Source organism: Geodermatophilus sp. SYSU D01180, assembly GCF_054050415.1.
The window spans coordinates 19,828-36,077 of record NZ_JBJGZH010000008.1; the positions used below are offsets into that span (position 1 = coordinate 19,828).

The window sequence follows — 16,250 nt, forward strand, 5'->3', positions numbered from 1 at the left end:
GACGCGGTGCCCGGGTGGGCGTGGACGGTGGCCGGGATCGTCGGGGGCCTGCTGCTGTGCTGGCTGGCACTGGTCGCGGCGCTCTGGGCGGCCCGGCCCGACGACCTGCGGGCGCGGGAGTTGGTGCGGCTGCTGCCCGACGTGCTCCGGCTGGTCCGCCGGCTGGCCGCCGACCGCTCGCTGCCGCGCGGGGTCCGCGTGCGGCTGTGGCTGCTGCTGGGCTACCTGGCGCTGCCGCTGGACCTGGTGCCCGACGTCGTCCCGGTGATCGGGTACGCCGACGACGCGGTCGCCGTGGCCCTCGTGCTGCGCTCGGTGGTCCGCCGCGCCGGCGCCGGCGCGGTCGCCCGGCACTGGCCCGGCACGGACGCCGGCCTGGCCGCGCTGCGCCGGGTGGCGCGCCTGCCCGGCTGAGCCGCGGCCGCGCCGGTTGCCTCCCGGGCCGGCCCGCGAGGACGCTGGTGTGCCCGCGGGACCGAGGAGCGGGCATGGCCGTGATCCAGGAGCCGGGCAGCGGGTTCGGGACGCTGCGGCACGTGACGGTCGACGGGGCCTCGCTGGCCTACCGGGAGGCAGGCGCCGGCGAGCCGGTGGTCCTCGTGCACGGCGGGCTCGGCGACCTGCGCACCTGGTCCGCCCAGCTCGGGCCGCTCGGCGCGCGGTGCCGGGTGGTCGCCTACAGCCGCCGCTTCGCCCGCCCCAACGCACCGGTCTCCGCCGGCGCGCCGGACCCGATGCCGGTGCACGTCACGGACCTGGTGGCGCTGCTGCGGGCGCTGGACGCCGCGCCGGCGCACCTGGTCGGCAACTCGTGGGGCGCGTACGTCTGCCTGCTCACCGCGCTGGAGCACCCGGACGTCGTCCGCGGCCTGGTCCTGGAGGAGCCGCCGCTGCTGCCGCTGGTGCTCGGCCCGGGACCCCGGCCGCGGCCGGCCGACCTGGCGCGCGCGCTGCGCCGCCGGCCGCGTGCGACGCTCGCGGTGCTCGGGTTCGGGCTGCGCACGTCCGCCCCGATGGCCTGGGCCTACCGGCGCGGCGACCCCGCGCGGGCGCTGGAGCTCTTCGCCCGCGGGGTGCTCGGTCGGCAGGCACTGGCGGCGATGGGCCCGGAGCGCCGGCAGCAGATGCGGGAGAGCGCGGACACGCTGCAGGCCGAGTTCCGCGCGGGCTTCCCGCCGGTGACCGAGGCGCAGCTGCGCACCGTGCGCGCGCCGGCCCTGCTGCTCACCGGCGAGCGCAGCCCGGCGGTCACGCGGGCGCTCGCCGACTGGCTCGCCGACCTGCTGCCGTCCGCCGAGCAGGTCGTCGTGCCGGGCGCCTCCCACCTGGTGCACGAGGACGCCCCCGCGGTCGTGGCCGACGCCGTCCTCCGCTTCGTCGGCCGCTGACCGGGGCGTCAGGACCGCTCGGCCGCCGCGGCGAGGTCGGCCAGGTCCGCCTCGATCGCCCGGGTCACCGCGCGCCGGCCGAGGGGGCCGGTGAGCGCCCCGAGGACCCGCGTGACCGTGGACGTCGGCCGGGCCCCGAACGTCATCGCCAGGTCGCTGCCCCCTTCGCCGGCCGGCGTCACCGCGACCGTGGACAGGTACCGGACGCCCGGCCGCACCGCCTCGGTGGTGTACGACCGCTGCGGCTCCACCGCGGTCACGGTCATCTCCTCGGTGGCCGAGCGTCCCAGCATGGCGCGGGTCTCCCGCCACCGCGTCCCGACGCCGAACTCCCCCGGCGTGAGGACCTCCACCGCGTCGATGCCCCGGACGACCTGCGGCGACCCCGCGAGGTCGGTGACCACCGCCCACACCCGCTCCGCCGGTGCCGCCACGTGCCGGCGGACCTCCACGTCCCGCATGCCGCCCCGCCCCCTCGCCGTGCTGCCGCCGCCGTGGCGGCACCGACACCCTGCCACCGGGGTCCGACGGTCCGTCCCGCCGCGGGCCGGCGCCCACCGGCGCCCGCGGACGGGACCGCGGGCCGGGCCGGATCGGGTTCCCGCCCCCGGCGGGGAGTGCGACCCTGCCCTGGACCACGACGCGATCCCGAGCGCCCGGGATCAGCAGCGCCGGGAGGCAGCATGGTCCGGAGCATCCTCTCCGCCCCGGGATGGCTCGTCTTCATCGGGCTGGTGGTGGTCTTCCCCGCGCTGGTCCTGCTCGTCCAGGTGGGGATCCGGCGCCGCTGGCCCGCCCTGGCACGGGGCGAGCACAACGACGTCGTCGGCTTCATCATCGCGGTGGTCGGTGTCATCTACGCGGTGCTGCTGGCCTTCGTCGTCATCGTCGCCTGGGAGAGCTTCACCCGGGCCGAGGAGGTGGTCGGCCAGGAGGCGAGCGCCCTGCGGACCCTCTACCGGGACAGCGTCGGCCTGCCCGCGGAGTCGCAGGCGGAGATGCGGGACCTGGTCCTGCGGTACGCGACCGAGGTGGTCGAGGACTCGTGGCCGGCCATGGCCGACGGACACCCGGGGGACCCCGAGGCGGGCGAGGTCCTGCAGGAGATGGCGGACGTGCTCGCCGGCACCCCCGTCACCACGCCCGGTCAGCAGGAGTTCGTCGGCGCGGAGGTGGACCAGCTGAACGAGCTCGTGAGCCTGCGCAGCCAGCGGCTCGACTTCGTCGAGAGCGGGATCCCCGCCAGCCTGTGGATCGCCCTGGTCGTCGGCGCCCTCGTCACGGTCGGCTTCGCGCTGCTGTTCGGCCTGGAGCGCACCGCGCTGCACCTGGTGATGGTGGGCAGCCTCGCGGTGCTCATCGGCGTCCTCCTGTTCGTCGCGGTCGGGTTCAACTTCCCGTTCGCCGGCGACGTCGCCGTGCACCCCACGGCCTTCGAGCGCGTGCTCGACGACTTCGGCGGCCCGGCGGACGGCGACTAACCGACGCGCGCCGGCTCCGCGGTCACCGTGTGCGCCGGACCTCGGTGCCCGGCGTCCTCAGCGGATCGCCGTCACCGCGCTGAGCGCGGCGCCCGGAGGGCCGATCCGCTCCGGTGGGAGCGGGTGCAGGCCCGCCTCGCGGAGCTGACCGAGAAGCACGTCGACGGCGGGCAGCTCCATGCGGCCCTCCTGCGCCCGCAGCAGCAGGTCCAGGTGGCGGCTGAACAGCTGCGGCCCGGCCACGGTGGTGACGACCAGGAGGGCGCCGCCGGGTGCGAGCAGGCGGGCGACCGCGCGCAGCAGGTCCACCCGCTCGTCGACCGGCACGTAGTGGACGACGTTGGCGAGCAGGGCCAGGTCGATGCCGGCGGCGAGGGCGCCCGGGCGACCGGCGGCGAGCGCCCTCCGGATGTCGACCACCTCGACGCCGGCCCGGTCGGCCAGGCCCCGCTCGCTCAGCGCCCGCCGGGCCAGCGCCGCGGCGTCGGGGTCGACGTCCACGCCGATGCCGGTGGCGTCCGGGGCCGCCTCGAGCATCGCCGCCAGGTACAGGCCGGCACCGCACCCGACGTCGAGCACCCGGCGCGGCCGGCGCTCGGCGACCGTGCGGGCCAGGTGGGCGCGGACCAGCGGGGAGATCGCCGCCGACATCCGGGCGATCACCTCGCCGTTCTCCGCGGTGTCGCGCCGCCGCGGGCCACCGCCCAGCTGCACCGGCAGGTCCCGGTAGAGCTCGGTGTGGTAGCCGCCGAAGCCCTCGTACGACGCGCGCACGACGTCGTCGCCGACGACCGCGCGGCCGGACCGGGTGAGCCGCCACGGGTCCTCCCCGGCGACCACCCCCGCGGCGGCGAGCACGCGGAGGTGGGCGGCCAGCAGGTCCCCGTCGGCCACACCCAGGCGCCCGGCCAGCTGCTCGGTGCCGGCCGGGCCCTCGCCGAGCGCGTCGAGCAGGCCCAGGTCGAGCGCGGCGGCGACCAGCTGCAGGCGCACCCCGGCCAGGCCGTCCCGCGCGGCGCGCAGCCGCGCACGGAGGTTCCCGCCGCCCAGCACCTCGGCCAGCACCCTCGGGTCGGGCATCCTCGCCATCGGGCACCTCCTCGGCCCCGGGAGCGCGACGGTAGCGCTCGCAGCCCCCACCGCGATCCCGCGCTCGCGCGCCGCGGACGTGACACTCGCCGACATCCGTGGACGGCGGGTCGCGGCGTGGCGCATCATTGGCAGTCGAGGGCCCCGAGTGCCAGCCGCCGCCGGCGCCGGACCCGTCCCACCCCCGCTCGACCAGGAGTGCCACGCCGTGCCCACGTACCAGTACGTCTGCACCGACCCCGAGGGCAAGCACCAGTTCGAGGTGGTGCAGTCCTTCACCGACGCGGCCGTGGCCGAGTGCCCGACCTGCGGCGCCCCCGTGCGCAAGGTCTACGGCTCGGTCGGCGTGGTCTTCAAGGGCTCGGGCTTCTACCGCACCGACAGCCGGTCGAGCTCGTCGACCGGCGACTCGTCGAAGGCCACCTCGTCGTCGTCCTCGGACTCGTCGTCGTCCTCCTCGACGTCGTCCAGCAGCAGCTCCTCGTCCTCGTCGTCTTCCTCGTCCTCGTCGACGGGCGGCGGCAGCAAGGCAGCCGCGAGCTGAGCCCCGGCCGTCCACAGCCGGACGGCCGCTCCACAGCTCCCCCGCCCCGGCGCCGCCCGGGCCCCCGGGCGCCCAGCCTGGGCCGGTGGTCCGCCTCCGCCGTCCCCGCTCCCCCGCCCTCCTGCTGCGCCGGTGCCTGGCGGCGGCGCTCGCCGTCGGCGCGCTGCTGCTCGCCCTGCGCCCGCCGCCGGCCCCGGTCGCGCCCCCGCCCGCCGGGACACCGGTGGTCACCGCCGCCGGCGACCTGGCGGCCGGGACGGTGCTGGGCGCCGACCTGCTCGCCACCGCGGAGCTGCCGGCCGGCGCGGTCCCGGCCGGCGTCGTGGCCGACCCGGCGCAGCTGGCCGGCCGGGTGCTGGCCGCGCCGCTGCGGGCCGGTGAGCCGGTCACCGACGTCCGCCTGCTCGGCCCGGGCCTGACGGCGCTGCTGTCGGCCGGCCAGGTCGCGGCGCCCGTCCGGCTGGCCGACCTCGCCGTCGCGGGGCTCGCCGCCGCCGGGGACCGGGTCGACGTGCTGGCCACCGCGCCGGGCGCGGCGCGGGCCGAGGCGGTGGCCCGCGGCGCGCTGGTCCTGGCCGCGCCCCGGTCCGGCGGGGACGACGGCGGGCTGCTCGTGCTCGCCGTCGACGAGGCCACGGCCGCCACTCTCGCCGCTGCGGCCACCACCGCCACGCTGACGTTGAGCCTGCCGCGGTCGCCGTGAGGGGATGGCCGGGTGCTCAAGGGCTTCAAGGACTTCCTGCTGCGCGGCAACGTCGTCGAACTGGCCGTCGCGGTGGTCATCGGCACCGCGTTCACCGCGGTCGTCACCGCGTTCACCGACTCGTTCCTCACCCCGCTGATCGCGCTGGTCACCGGAGGCGGCGGCGTCGGCGGCGAGTTCACCGTCAACGGCGAGACGTTCGCCTACGGCGCGTTCGTCAGCCAGGTGATCACCTTCGTGCTGACCGCGGCGGTCGTCTACTTCGTCGTCGTGCTGCCGATGAAGCGGATCGCCGAGCGGCGCCGGCGCGGCGTCGAGGCCGGACCCGCGGAGCCGACCGAGGTGGAGCTGCTCGCCCAGATCCGCGACCTGCTCCGGGAGCGGCAGGGCGATCCGCGCCCCTAGTCGGAGCCCCAGTGCGGCGGCCGGTCCTCCAGGTAGCGGCGGTCCGGGTCGCGGTCGTCGGGGCGCTCGCCCCAGCCGAGGTCGCGGTCGTCGGGTGCCCGCTCGGCCGGGGCCGCCGGCGCCGGCGGGGGCGCCTCGACCACCGGCACCCCGAGCCCGTCGAGGACCTCCGCCGAGGGCAGCCCGGCCAGCAGCGGCCCCGGCACGGCCAGCTTCGCGCCGCGGGTCCCCGAGCCGACGACGACGAGCCCCGCGGCGGCCACCGCGGCGTCGACCAGCACCGGCCAGGACGCCGGCAGCCCGATCGGCGTGATCCCGCCGTAGGCCATCCCGCTCTCGGCGACGGCGACGTCCTGCGGCGCGAACGACGCCTTGCGCGCGCCCAGGTGCCGCCGCACCAGGCCGTTGACGTCGGCGCGGGTGGTCGCGAGGACGACGCAGGCCACCAGCGTCGTCTGCCCCGCCCGGCGCGCGGCCACGACGACGCAGTTGGCCGAGGCCTCCGGCGGCACCCCGTACGCCTCGGTGAACGCGGCCGTGTCGGCGAGCGCGTCGTCGACGGGGGCGACCCACGCGGGCCCGGGCAGGCCGGCCAGCGCGGCCGCGACCGGGTCGGCGAGCAGGTCGGCGCGCGAGGCGGCGGGCACCCAGGTCAGCGAGCCGAGGACGGGGGGCTGGTCGGTCGGGTCGGGCACGTCCCGATCCTGCCCCCTGGCCGGATCCCTGCGACCGACGGCCCGATCACGGGCGGTGGGGACGGCGCCGACCGGCCAGGATGGGGCCCATGATCGGCCAGTTGCACTCCGTCGTGATCGACGCGCCCGACGCGCACGCGCTCGCCACCTTCTACGCCGAGCTGCTGGGGCTGGAGGTGAGCAAGGGCGGCCCGGGCGACGACTGGGTGGTGGTCAGCGGCCGCGGGCACCGGCTGGCGTTCCAGCAGGCGCCGGACCTGGTCCCGCCGGACTGGCCCGACCCGCAGCGCCCGCAGCAGTTCCACCTCGACGTCTACGTGACCGACGTCGACGAGGCCGAGCCCAAGGTGCTCGCCCTCGGCGCGCGGGAGCTGCCCGGCGGCGGGGGCGACTTCCGCGTCTACGCCGACCCGGTGGGCCACCCGTTCTGCCTGGTGTGGGACGCCGCGTGAGCGCGCAGGTGCCCGACGTCGACCGGAGCAGGGCCAGCGCGTTCGTCGCGGCCACCGGGTTCGACGTCGCCGAGGTCAGCGGCACCCGGGTCACCGGCACCGTGGAGCTCGGGCCGGACCACCACACCCCGTGGGGCGTCGTGCACGGCGGCGTCTACTGCGCGGTGATCGAGTCGGCGGCGTCGATCGGCGCCAGCACCGCCGTCGCCGACCGCGGCCAGTTCGCCGTCGGGGTGAACAACAGCACCGACTTCCTGCGGCCGGTCACCGCCGGCCGGCTCGACGTCGTCGCCGAGCCCGTGCAGCAGGGCCGCACCCTGCAGCTGTGGCTGGTGCAGCTCACCCGCGCCGAGGACGGCAAGCTCGTCGCCCGCGGCCAGGTGCGCCTGCAGAACGTGCCGTTCCCGGGGGCGTGAGCGACCGGGCCCGGCGCGCGGCGGCCGCCGCCACCGCGGTGGCCGCCGCCCACGGCCTCCGGTCCAACGGGCCGCGGGTGCTGCACGACGGCGTCAACGTCGTCGTCCACCTGGCCCCGGCGCCGGTCGTGGCGCGGGTGGCGACGCTGACACCGCTGCTGCGCCCCGACCCGGGCCGCCCGTTCGGCCGGGAGGTCGCGCTGGCCGGCGCCCTGGCCGCGGCCGGCGCCGCCGTCGTCCCGCCGAGCGACCTGCTGCCGCCCGGGCCGCACGTGCACGACGGGCTGACGCTCACCTTCTGGACCCGGGTGGAGGTGGTGGCGCGGTCGCCGGCCCCGGCCGAGGTGGCCACCGCGCTCGCCGACCTGCACGAGGTGCTCGCCGGCCTGCCGGTGACCGGGAGCCCGCTGGACACCCCGCTCGACGACCTCGCGGTCTTCGGCGAGCGGGCGGGCGCGTGGGGCGTCGGGCCCGCCGTCCGCGCCCACGTGGCGGAGCGGGTGGAGGCCCTCCGTCCCCGGCCGGGCGGCCGGGTGCAGGCGCTGCACGGCGACGCGCACCCCGGCAACCTGCTGGCCACGCCGGACGGCTGGCGGTGGGCCGACCTCGAGGACACCTGCGCCGGGCCGCCGGAGTGGGACCTCGCCTGCCTGCGGCTCACCTCCCGGCTGGACGGCCGGGCCGCGCTGGACGCGACCGGCGGCCCGTCCGACGCCGACCTCGCGCCGTGGCTGGAGCTGCGCCGGCTGCACGCCGCGGCCTGGTGGACCGTCGTCGCCGCCCACCACCCGGAGCGTCGGGAGCAGGCCGCGGCGGCCCTCGCCGGCCTGGTCGACCAGGGCCCGTCCTGCGGAAACTGAGCCACTGCCTCGTCGCTCGAGGCGGACCGGGGAACCCGCGACCTGGTCGTCAGCAGCGGGGTCACCCCAGCTGTCCCGCGCCGAGCGACGACTGCCTCGGAGATGCTCCGGAGGACCGAGAGTCCTCTGGCGCCGCCGACGGCTGCTGGTGCTGAGCCCGGTTCCTCACACGGTCATCGCCTCGCCTCCGGTACCCACGTCAGGGCGGCGACACCGGTCCCACGAGCCCGTCAGTCGTCCTCGGGGCCCCTGCCCGCCAGCGTCCGCACGGCCGCCTCGATGCCCTCGTCCTCATCCGCCACGGGCTCCATGTAGAGGCGCCCCCACGCGATGCGGCCGTCGCGGACACCGAGGACCATCACCCCCGCCACGGCCAGCGCGGCGGCGTCCGTTCGCGTGCCGGTCCAGCGCCACTCGGACCACTCGCGATCATCGTCCTGGCAGTGGCCGAGCAGCCTCGCCGAGAAGTCCGGCACCCCCGCGAACAGTGCCGACCAGTTGGCCCGGACCTGCTCACGGCCACCGAAGCTGCGGCCGGGATGTGCTGGTTGCTCACTCCTGTAGTCCTCGTGGAAGCAGTCGAGGAACGCCTCGAGGTCGTGGGCGTTCATCGCGTCCCGCAGCCGGATCGCCGCCACCATCCCACCTCTCCCCTCGTGTCCGGGGTCGCGGAGGGCCTGCCCCCAGGTCCTCGACGGGTGCCCGTTGCCGGGCGGGTCGAGCTCGACCCGCCCGGACGCGCCTGACGGTCAGGCCGCCAGTTGTCCCCTGGTGGACCGCTTCGGGACAGGGTCAGGAGTCCCGTCGCAGGAGATCCCCAGGACCGTCCCTCAGACCAGCGGGAGCGCGGGCTCGCGGTAGGTGGTGCCGGCCAGTGACGGCGGCAGCACGTCGGGGTCGAGCACCACGGAGAACAGCGCGCGCGGGTCCTGCAGCGTCGCGGGCGGACGGGCCGCGGCGCGCGGGACCACGTGGTCCCAGCGGGCCGGGCGGCGGTGCGGCAGCAGCTCGCGGCCGTCGAACAGGTAGTCGCCGAGCACCTCGCCGACGAGCAGGCCGGCGCCGTGCTCGACGGGCAGGGCCACCGGGTCGCCGGGGCGGATCTCGTCGAGGAAGGTGGACAGCTGCCGCAGGTCCTTGCTCGGCCGGCGCCCGGAGATCTCCTTGGCCAGCGCGCGCAGCTCGGCCGGCGAGAGGCCCGTGGCGTCGACGTCGATCCCCGACTGGGTGCCCAGCCCGACCACGCCGGCGGCCAGGCACGCGCCCAGCTCGTTGTGCGCCCGCGGCCGCACCACCCACACCCGGGTGCCCTCGGGCCCGGCCGCCGGCGGGACGTCGTCGGGACCGGGCCAGACGTAGGGCAGGTCGTCGGGTTCAGCGCCGAACAGCGGGGCGAACCGCGGCCGGTAGAAGTCCGGCTCCTTGGCCAGCAGGTTCGACCGGTGCGACAGGTGCAGCGCCTCGTCGCCGACCCAGGAGGGCAGCATCCCGGCGCGGGCGAGCTCGTCCTGCGTCACGCCCTCGACGTCGGGGGCGAACTCGGCGATCAGCGTGTGCGTGCTGTCGGCGAACCCGCGCTCGCGCCAGACCCGCACCATCGCCAGGCCGTAGGCGACCAGTGCCGCCGTCCGCCCGCGCCACATGTGCACGACCGGGTGCGAGGCCCAGCCGTAGTCGGGCAGCTCCAGGGCGCGCAGCACCTGCAGCGTCTCGACCCGCTGCTTGCCGAGGCGCGGTGAGTCCAGCAGCCGCGCGCTCTCCTCGAAGTCGGCCACCGGCAGGAAGGTCTGCATCGCGGCGGTTCCTGCCCGGCCGGGCGGGCGGTCAACCGCCGAGCGCCTCCAGGGCCGCCTCCCAGCGGGCGCGGCGGGCGTCGTCGTCCTGCTCCCACCAGGCCGGGCCGCGCTCCCCCAGCCCGGTCTTGGCCAGCTGCACGCGGTCCCGGGCGGCCCGCCGCGCCGCGGGGTCGGGGGCCGTGCGCGCCGCCGCGCGCGCCGTGCCCAGGTGGGAGAGCAGCCGGGCGCGGACGTCGTCGGGCAGGGCCGGGTCCGCCTTCCGCCACCGCCGCCCGTCGACGACGACCCAGCGGCCGTCGTCGGTGTGCTCGACCTCGCGGCGGGTCACGCGCCGCAGCGGCGGGCCAGCTCGGGCAGCACCTCGCCGAGCGGGGCGTCCACCTTCACGTCGACCTTCGCGTCGCCGCGCGTGGGGCCGAGGTTGACCACCGCCACCGGGATGCCGAGCTCGGCGGCGCGCAGCACGAACCGGTAGCCGCTCATGACGGTCAGCGAGGAGCCGAGGACGAGCAGGCCGGCGGAGTCCTCGAGCATCCGGAAGCAGGTGTCCACGCGGTCGCGCGGCACGGTCTCGCCGAAGAAGACGACGTCGGGCTTGAGCGGCCCGTCGCCGCAGGCGGTGCACCCGACCATCACGAAGCCGTCGAGCACCTCGTCGGGCAGCTCGGCGTCGCCGTCGGGGTTCACCTCGTCCGCGCGCGGGCCGAAGGCCGGGTTGGCGGCCCGCAGCCGGCGGTGCAGCTCGTCCCGCCGGGCGACGTCCCCGCAGGCCAGGCAGACCGTCCGGTCCAGCCCACCGTGCAGCTCGACGACGTCCCGGGCGCCGGCGGCCTGGTGCAGCCCGTCGACGTTCTGCGTGACGACGCCGGCGAGCAGGCCGGCGCGCTGCAGCCGGGCGACGGCGGAGTGCCCGGCGTTGGGGCGGGCGGCGGCCATCTGCGGCCAGCCGACGTAGCTGCGCGCCCAGTAGCGGTGCCGCCCGCGCGGGTCGCGGCGGAAGGTCTGCCAGGTCATCGGCGTGTGCCGGCGCAGGGAGCCGGTGGCGCCGCGGTAGTCGGGGATGCCGGAGTCGGTGGACAGGCCGGCGCCGGAGAGGACGAGGACGTCTCCGTCGGCGACCAGGCCGGCCAGCTCGTCGAGGCCGTCCGCGGTCTGGACGGCGGGGAGGGCGGCGGTCACCGGCCCATGGTCCTCCGTGACCGCCCGCCGCGCCGCCGTCGTCAGGCGAGCCGGCCCTCCAGGCGGCCGAGCAGGTCGTCGTACACGCGGCGCAGGCCCTTGGGGGCGAAGGTGCGCTCGAAGAAGCCGCCGATCCCGCCGGCGCCGTTCCAGGTGGTGCGCACCCGCACGGTGCTGCTGCCGGCGTCGGCCGGGGTGACGGTCCAGGTGGTGACCATCGAGGAGCGGGTGTCGGTCTCGACGAGGGCGCCGTCGGGCTCGGTGACCTCGACGTCCTGCTCGCGCACCCGCTTCGACGTCGCGGCGAACCGCCAGTGCACCCGCGTGCCCGCGCCCTGGCCGCCGGCCTCGACGCGGTAGTCGCTGAACTGCTCGGGCAGCACCTCGCGCCGGGTGCCGGTGTAGTCGGCGAGAGCCGCCCGCACCCGCTCGGCGGGGGCGCGGACGACGCGTTCGGCGGTGGCCACGACCTGTCCCATGGCCGCCATCCTGCCCTCGCCGGCGCCAGCCCCGCCGCGGGGGCTCAGCCGGCCGCGTCCTCGGCGTCCAGGTAGGAGCAGCGGAACCGGGCGCCGGCCATCGCCTCGGTGAAGCGGGCCTCCCAGGCGGGGTCGTCGGACGGGAAGGTGGCGAACACGCGGTCCTCGAGCACGACCGGCGCCCCGTCGGGGCCCGGGTACGAGCGGCGCAGCAGCACCCGCGTCTGCCCGTCGACCTCGTCGTGCGCCGGCGCCCACCGGGCCCGCGGGAGGGCGGCCCGCCGGCCCGCGGTCCAGACGCCGATGCGGGACAGTAGCAGGGCGACGAGCACCAGCAGCAGCACGATCTCGACCACTGCGAGCAACACACACTGACGGTAGACACCGGGGACGCTGCGCGGGCCCCTCCCGGTCGTCCCGGTAGCCTCGGCTCCGCACACCCCGGTCGGCGCTGCGCCGACGAGCCCCCGTAGCTCAGGGGATAGAGCATCGGTTTCCTAAACCGTGTGTCGCAGGTTCGAATCCTGCCGGGGGCACCCGTGCCGGGCGTCCGGCGTTCCGGTCGCGGCCGGACGCCCTCTACCGTTCCGGAGCATGGTGGACGACGCGGAGTCGGTGGGACCTGCAGCGCCGTCGGACGCGCTCCTCGTGCCGCTGTCCTGGGACGGGCCGCAGGGCTGCTACGAGCAGCGGGAGGGCGTCCTCGAGGAGACGGCCCTGCTGTACGCCCGGCTGACCGCCGGGGACCCGGCCGGCCAGTTCGTGGTCTACCGCTACCTGGAGGCCTGGCGGGAGCACCTCCGGCTCTGCCTGCAGGGCGTCGTCGAGGACCTGCCGGCGCTCACCGGGGAGTCCCTGACGCTCGACGGGGACGACGTCTTCGCGCACTGGAGCGTCGTGCAGGCGGTGCTGGTCGGGCTGTGGCCCGACGCCGCCGAGGACACGGCGGTGACGTCCCGCGCCCTGATCCGGCTGCAGACCGCGTTCGGCTCCGACCGCGTCGACGTCGGCGCGGTCCACCGCGAGATGCGCGCCGCGGCGGCCTTCTTCGACGGCGTGCAGGCCCGGGCGCAGGCCGAGCTGGAGCTCCTGCAGGACCGCCTCGACCACCTGCGCTGAGCCGGCGCGGCGTCTGCACCTGGAGGTCCGCCGGTCCGGGTGGGCCCGAGGGGACACCGCGGGTACCGGGGACGCATGGCACTCCGCAACGCCGCGGTCGCGGCCGCCGGCCGGTGGACCGACCCCGACGACGGCATCCGCTACCCCAGCGGCGAGGTGCACGCCTGGGAGCGCGGGCGCAACGAGACCGTCTGCGGTCTGTCGCTGTCCCGCTCCCGGCTGGCCCGCTTCCCGCACGTGAGCTGGGCCGACGTGCAGCCCGAGTCCGGCCGGCACGCCGAGGAGGTGCAGGCCGTGTGCCGCCGCTGCCGCGCCGCGCTCGGCGCCCGCCGGGACGACCGCGGGTGGACGCGCACGAACCCCCGCCCCTGACGGCCACCTCGTGGTACCCGTACCACGAGCGAGCAGGGAGGCCGTCATGGAGTTCCTCGTCGTGGCACTGGTCCTGGCCGTCGCCGTCGGGGGCCTCGCCGTCGCCGTCGCGCACGCCTCCCGGCCGGAGGACCCGTGGGGTCCGAGCGTGCTCCGCCTCGCCCCCATCGCGTTCGTCGCGGGCGCCGTCCTGGCGCTGTGGGGCGGCACCGGCTGACGAATCGTCCGGCGGACACCCGTTCGTGCAGGAAACCTCCCGGCCTCCGAGGCGTTACCGTTCCAGATGCACGTCGTGCCCCCGGCAACGGCGCCGGGGCATAGCGGAGGTGGGAACGCAACGATGGAGACCACGGTGGTCGACGTCCCCGAGCGGGGACGGTTCGAGGTGCGGGTCGGCGAGCGCGTCGTCGGACTGGCCAGCTACCACGTCGAGAACGGCACGATGGCCCTGCCGCACACCGAGGTGGACCCCAGCATGGGGGGACGCGGACTCGGCAAGGTCCTGGTGGGTGGCGTCCTCGACGCCGCCCGCGAGCGCGGCCTGCACGTCCTGCCCTACTGCTCCTTCGTGCGCCACTACATCCAGCAGCATCCCGAGACGCTCGACCTCGTCGCCGACGACGACAAGCCCCACTTCGGCCTGGCCACCGCCGACCGCTGACCCGGCGCTGACCTGCGGCCCCGCGCCGGGCGACCTAACCTGGCGCGGGTGCCGACAGCCCTGCTCTGGTTCCGCCGCGACCTGCGGCTGCGCGACCACCCGGCGCTGGTCGCCGCGGTCGAGGCGGCCGGCCGGGACGGCAGCGTGGTGCCCGTCTTCGTCGTCGACCCGCGGCTGTGGGGGCCGTCGGGGCGACCGCGGCGGGAGTTCCTGCGCGGCTGCCTGGCCGACCTGCGCGGGCAGACCGGCGGGGCGCTGGTCGTCCGCTCCGGGGACCCGGCGCGCGTCGTCCCCGACCTCGTCCGCGAGACGGGCGCGGCGAGCGTGCACGTGTCGTTCGACGCCGGGGTGCACGGGCGGGCGCGGGACGCGGCGGTCGAGCGGGCGCTGGGCGAGGTCCCGCTCGTCCGCACCGGCTCGCCCTACGGCGTCACCCCCGGCCGGCTGACCAAGGGCGACGGGACGCCGTTCAGGGTCTACTCGCCGTTCGCGCGGGCCTGGCGGGCGCGCGGGCTGCACTCCCCCGCCCCCTGCCCGGACGACGTCGTGTGGGCCGACGGCGTCCGCTCCGAGGACCTGCCGCCGGCGCAGGACCTCGACGGCACGGTGCTGCCCCCGGCCGGCGAGCGCGCCGGGCTGGACGCCTGGGCGCTGTTCCGCGACCAGCGGCTGCTCGGCTACGCGACGTCGCGCGACACCCCCGGCACCGACGGCACCAGCCGGCTGTCGGCGCACCTCAAGTACGGCACCGTCCACCCCCGGACGCTGGTCGCCGAGGCGCAGGCGCTGGCCGGGGACCACGGCGAGGCGGTGGAGCGCTTCGTCGGCGAGCTGATCTGGCGCGACTTCTACGCCGACGTCCTGTGGCACCGCCCCGACACCGCGCACGAGCCGTTCGACCCGGACATGAAGCGCATGCAGTACGACACCGGCCCGGTCGCCGACGAGCACTTCGCCGCCTGGGCCGAGGGGCGCACCGGCTACCCGATCGTCGACGCCGGGATGCGGCAGCTGCGCGGCGAGGCCTGGGTGCACAACCGCGTGCGCATGATCCTCGCGTCCTTCCTCACCAAGGACCTGCACGTCGACTGGTGGCGGGGGGCGACGTACTTCCTCGACCACCTCGTCGACGGCGACCTGGCCAGCAACCACCACGGCTGGCAGTGGGTGGCCGGCACCGGCACCGACCCCTCGCCGTACCACCGCGTGTTCAACCCGACCCGGCAGGGCCGGCAGTTCGACCCCGACGGCGTCTACGTGCGGCGCTGGGTGCCGGAGCTGCGCGACGTCCCCGACCGGTACGTGCACGAGCCGTGGACCATGCCCGGCGGCCCGCCGGAGGGCTATCCGCTGCCGGTCGTCGACCACGCCGAGGAGCGCCAGGTGGCGCTGGCCCGCTACCGGGCGGTGCGCGGTGCCTGAGGGCCACACCCTGTACCGGCTGGCCAGGGAGCAGTCGGAGCTGTTCGCCGGCCGGCCGGTGCACGTCACCAGCCCGCAGGGCCGTTTCGCCGCCGGCGCCGCGCTGCTCGACGGGCGGGTGCTCGAGGAGGTCACCAGCTACGGCAAGCACCTGTTCGCCGACTTCGGCGGCGACGTGCTGCACGTCCACCTGGGCCTCTACGGCACCTACACGACCGGCGTCGGCGACCCGCCCGCCCCGCGCGGCGCGCTGCGGATGCGCTGGGTGGCCGACGGGCCCAAGGGCGAGGGCGTGTGGACCGACCTGCGCGGCGCGACGGCGTGCGACGTCCTCCCCCGGCCCGAGGTCGACGCGATCCTCGACCGGCTCGGCCCCGACCCGCTGCGCACCCGCCGGGGTGGCCCGCTGTCGTACGCGAAGGTCGGCCGCAGCCGGACGGCGGTCGGCGCGCTGCTGATGGACCAGTCGGTGCTGGCCGGCGTCGGCAACGTGTACCGCGCCGAGATCCTCTTCCGGCACCGGATCTCGCCGTTCCGGCTGGGCCGCGACGTCGGCGCGCAGGAGTGGCAGGCGCTGTGGGACGACCTGGTGGTGCTCATGCGCGCCGGCGTCCGGATGGGCCGGATCGTGACCACCCACCCGGCCGACCGCTCCCGCCGCTCGGGTGCGGTGCGCCGCGAGGACGCGCACTACGTCTACCGGCGCACCGGCCTGCCCTGCCGGATCTGCGGCACCGAGGTGCGCACCGAGGAGATGGTCGGCCGCAACCTCCACTGGTGCCCCGTCTGCCAGGCGGTCTGACGGCCCCTCTGCAGAGGCCCACCGCGAGCGTGCGAGCGGTGGGGGGGCAGAGGGGTCCTTCGTCTAGAGGGCGCCCTTGGCGGCGTCGCCGGCGGGGTGGGCGGTGAGCACCTGGACGGCGGGGCGCTCGGTGAGCTTGCCCTCGAGCTTCGCCGACAGCGCGGTCAGCGGCTCGGCCTTGCCGTGGGTGGCCAGCGCCTCGGGGCTCTCCCACTGCTCGACCATGACGAACACCCCGCGGCCCTCGTGCAGCGCGTACCGCTCGCAGCCGGGCTCCTCGTGCACCTGCGGCACCGTCTCGAGCACGGCCTGGCGGACCTCGTCCACGTGCTCGGGCTTCGGGCTGATGGTGGCGACGACGACGACGGACACGGGCGGTCCCCTCTG

25 protein-coding genes and 1 tRNA gene are annotated in these 16,250 nt (G+C 76.9%); 16 read left to right on the top strand and 10 right to left on the bottom strand.

The window, feature by feature from the left end; translation table 11 throughout:
* The first annotated feature begins 6 nt into the window (after nucleotides 1-6).
* Nucleotides 7-414, top strand: coding sequence for a YkvA family protein (locus ACI8AA_RS09390; protein ID WP_457044206.1), 408 nt, complete (start codon nucleotides 7-9; stop codon nucleotides 412-414).
* A 74-nt stretch (nucleotides 415-488) separates the two neighbouring features.
* Nucleotides 489-1,388 carry an alpha/beta fold hydrolase gene (locus ACI8AA_RS09395; protein ID WP_457044207.1) on the top strand — a complete coding sequence of 300 codons (900 nt, stop codon included), beginning with the start codon at nucleotides 489-491 and terminating at the stop codon, nucleotides 1,386-1,388.
* 8 nt (nucleotides 1,389-1,396) lie between these two features.
* Here ACI8AA_RS09395 and ACI8AA_RS09400 read toward each other — a convergent pair whose 3' ends face one another.
* A complete protein-coding gene (locus tag ACI8AA_RS09400; RefSeq protein ID WP_457044208.1) occupies nucleotides 1,397-1,849 on the bottom strand; it encodes an SRPBCC family protein in 453 nt (150 codons plus the stop codon).
* 222 nt (nucleotides 1,850-2,071) lie between these two features.
* Here ACI8AA_RS09400 and ACI8AA_RS09405 point away from each other — a divergent pair, with 222 nt between their 5' ends.
* Nucleotides 2,072-2,869 (top strand): bestrophin-like domain, encoded by a 798-nt coding sequence (locus ACI8AA_RS09405; protein ID WP_457044209.1) that lies wholly within the window; start codon nucleotides 2,072-2,074, stop codon nucleotides 2,867-2,869.
* A gap of 57 nt (nucleotides 2,870-2,926) precedes the next feature.
* Here ACI8AA_RS09405 and ACI8AA_RS09410 read toward each other — a convergent pair whose 3' ends face one another.
* The gene (locus ACI8AA_RS09410; protein ID WP_457044210.1) at nucleotides 2,927-3,958 is read right to left on the bottom strand and encodes a class I SAM-dependent methyltransferase; all 1,032 of its coding nucleotides are present in this window, start codon (nucleotides 3,956-3,958) and stop codon (nucleotides 2,927-2,929) included.
* A gap of 208 nt (nucleotides 3,959-4,166) precedes the next feature.
* Here ACI8AA_RS09410 and ACI8AA_RS09415 point away from each other — a divergent pair, with 208 nt between their 5' ends.
* The 3 genes from ACI8AA_RS09415 to mscL all read left to right on the top strand — a co-directional run bounded on the left by ACI8AA_RS09415 (nucleotide 4,167) and on the right by mscL (nucleotide 5,610).
* Entirely contained in the window at nucleotides 4,167-4,502 is a 336-nt protein-coding gene (locus ACI8AA_RS09415) for an FmdB family zinc ribbon protein (RefSeq protein ID WP_457044211.1), read from the top strand.
* A gap of 85 nt (nucleotides 4,503-4,587) precedes the next feature.
* Entirely contained in the window at nucleotides 4,588-5,205 is a 618-nt protein-coding gene (gene cpaB / locus ACI8AA_RS09420) for a Flp pilus assembly protein CpaB (protein ID WP_457044212.1), read from the top strand.
* A gap of 12 nt (nucleotides 5,206-5,217) precedes the next feature.
* Nucleotides 5,218-5,610, top strand: coding sequence for a large conductance mechanosensitive channel protein MscL (gene mscL / locus ACI8AA_RS09425; RefSeq protein WP_457044213.1), 393 nt, complete (start codon nucleotides 5,218-5,220; stop codon nucleotides 5,608-5,610).
* On the opposite strand, the gene ACI8AA_RS09430 is transcribed toward mscL, so the two are convergent.
* The gene (locus tag ACI8AA_RS09430; protein ID WP_457044214.1) at nucleotides 5,607-6,305 is read right to left on the bottom strand and encodes a YbaK/EbsC family protein; all 699 of its coding nucleotides are present in this window, start codon (nucleotides 6,303-6,305) and stop codon (nucleotides 5,607-5,609) included. The two genes, mscL and ACI8AA_RS09430, sit on opposite strands and share 4 nt — an antisense overlap.
* 89 nt (nucleotides 6,306-6,394) lie before the next feature.
* On the opposite strand from ACI8AA_RS09430, the gene ACI8AA_RS09435 reads away from it, so the two are divergent.
* Genes ACI8AA_RS09435 through ACI8AA_RS09445 form a run of 3 tightly spaced genes read left to right on the top strand, consistent with a single transcriptional unit; the run spans nucleotide 6,395 to nucleotide 8,033 of the window.
* A complete protein-coding gene (locus ACI8AA_RS09435) occupies nucleotides 6,395-6,757 on the top strand; it encodes a VOC family protein (RefSeq protein WP_387987966.1) in 363 nt (120 codons plus the stop codon).
* Nucleotides 6,754-7,173: a PaaI family thioesterase gene (locus ACI8AA_RS09440; RefSeq protein ID WP_456928127.1), complete on the top strand. Its 420-nt coding sequence runs from the start codon at nucleotides 6,754-6,756 to the stop codon at nucleotides 7,171-7,173. Before ACI8AA_RS09435 ends, ACI8AA_RS09440 begins: the two co-directional genes overlap by 4 nt.
* The gene (locus tag ACI8AA_RS09445) at nucleotides 7,170-8,033 is read left to right on the top strand and encodes a phosphotransferase family protein (RefSeq protein ID WP_457044215.1); all 864 of its coding nucleotides are present in this window, start codon (nucleotides 7,170-7,172) and stop codon (nucleotides 8,031-8,033) included. Before ACI8AA_RS09440 ends, ACI8AA_RS09445 begins: the two co-directional genes overlap by 4 nt.
* A 230-nt stretch (nucleotides 8,034-8,263) precedes the next feature.
* On the opposite strand, the gene ACI8AA_RS09450 is transcribed toward ACI8AA_RS09445, so the two are convergent.
* From ACI8AA_RS09450 to ACI8AA_RS09475, 6 genes are all read right to left on the bottom strand, one after another.
* Nucleotides 8,264-8,674: a nuclear transport factor 2 family protein gene (locus ACI8AA_RS09450; protein ID WP_457044216.1), complete on the bottom strand. Its 411-nt coding sequence runs from the start codon at nucleotides 8,672-8,674 to the stop codon at nucleotides 8,264-8,266.
* A 189-nt stretch (nucleotides 8,675-8,863) separates the two neighbouring features.
* Nucleotides 8,864-9,826 (bottom strand): MSMEG_6728 family protein, encoded by a 963-nt coding sequence (locus tag ACI8AA_RS09455; protein WP_457044217.1) that lies wholly within the window; start codon nucleotides 9,824-9,826, stop codon nucleotides 8,864-8,866.
* Between the two features lie 31 nt (nucleotides 9,827-9,857).
* Nucleotides 9,858-10,157, bottom strand: coding sequence for a biopolymer transporter Tol (locus tag ACI8AA_RS09460; RefSeq protein WP_457044218.1), 300 nt, complete (start codon nucleotides 10,155-10,157; stop codon nucleotides 9,858-9,860).
* Entirely contained in the window at nucleotides 10,154-11,008 is an 855-nt protein-coding gene (locus tag ACI8AA_RS09465; protein WP_457044219.1) for an NAD-dependent protein deacetylase, read from the bottom strand. Before ACI8AA_RS09465 ends, ACI8AA_RS09460 begins: the two co-directional genes overlap by 4 nt.
* 41 nt (nucleotides 11,009-11,049) lie before the next feature.
* A complete protein-coding gene (locus tag ACI8AA_RS09470) occupies nucleotides 11,050-11,487 on the bottom strand; it encodes an SRPBCC family protein (RefSeq protein ID WP_457044220.1) in 438 nt (145 codons plus the stop codon).
* A gap of 44 nt (nucleotides 11,488-11,531) precedes the next feature.
* Nucleotides 11,532-11,855: a hypothetical protein gene (locus ACI8AA_RS09475; protein WP_457044221.1), complete on the bottom strand. Its 324-nt coding sequence runs from the start codon at nucleotides 11,853-11,855 to the stop codon at nucleotides 11,532-11,534.
* Nucleotides 11,856-11,950: 95 nt separating this feature from the next.
* On the opposite strand from ACI8AA_RS09475, the gene ACI8AA_RS09480 reads away from it, so the two are divergent.
* From ACI8AA_RS09480 to ACI8AA_RS09510, 7 genes are all read left to right on the top strand, one after another.
* Nucleotides 11,951-12,023, top strand: a tRNA-Arg gene (locus ACI8AA_RS09480).
* 58 nt (nucleotides 12,024-12,081) lie between these two features.
* A complete protein-coding gene (locus ACI8AA_RS09485; protein WP_457044222.1) occupies nucleotides 12,082-12,606 on the top strand; it encodes a hypothetical protein in 525 nt (174 codons plus the stop codon).
* 75 nt (nucleotides 12,607-12,681) lie between these two features.
* Nucleotides 12,682-12,978 (top strand): hypothetical protein, encoded by a 297-nt coding sequence (locus ACI8AA_RS09490; RefSeq protein WP_457044223.1) that lies wholly within the window; start codon nucleotides 12,682-12,684, stop codon nucleotides 12,976-12,978.
* 46 nt (nucleotides 12,979-13,024) lie between these two features.
* On the top strand, nucleotides 13,025-13,195 hold the full coding sequence (locus ACI8AA_RS09495) for a hypothetical protein (RefSeq protein ID WP_457044224.1): 171 nt from the start codon (nucleotides 13,025-13,027) through the stop codon (nucleotides 13,193-13,195).
* A 123-nt stretch (nucleotides 13,196-13,318) separates the two neighbouring features.
* A complete protein-coding gene (locus tag ACI8AA_RS09500) occupies nucleotides 13,319-13,639 on the top strand; it encodes a GNAT family N-acetyltransferase (RefSeq protein WP_456941788.1) in 321 nt (106 codons plus the stop codon).
* A 48-nt stretch (nucleotides 13,640-13,687) separates the two neighbouring features.
* A complete protein-coding gene (locus ACI8AA_RS09505) occupies nucleotides 13,688-15,061 on the top strand; it encodes a cryptochrome/photolyase family protein (protein ID WP_457044225.1) in 1,374 nt (457 codons plus the stop codon).
* Nucleotides 15,054-15,863 carry an Fpg/Nei family DNA glycosylase gene (locus ACI8AA_RS09510; RefSeq protein WP_457044226.1) on the top strand — a complete coding sequence of 270 codons (810 nt, stop codon included), beginning with the start codon at nucleotides 15,054-15,056 and terminating at the stop codon, nucleotides 15,861-15,863. The genes ACI8AA_RS09505 and ACI8AA_RS09510 overlap by 8 nt, the downstream gene beginning before the upstream one ends.
* A 63-nt stretch (nucleotides 15,864-15,926) precedes the next feature.
* Here ACI8AA_RS09510 and ACI8AA_RS09515 read toward each other — a convergent pair whose 3' ends face one another.
* Nucleotides 15,927-16,235, bottom strand: a complete 309-nt coding sequence (locus ACI8AA_RS09515) for a putative quinol monooxygenase (RefSeq protein WP_456928114.1) — start codon at nucleotides 16,233-16,235, stop codon at nucleotides 15,927-15,929.
* Nucleotides 16,236-16,250: the final 15 nt, after the last annotated feature.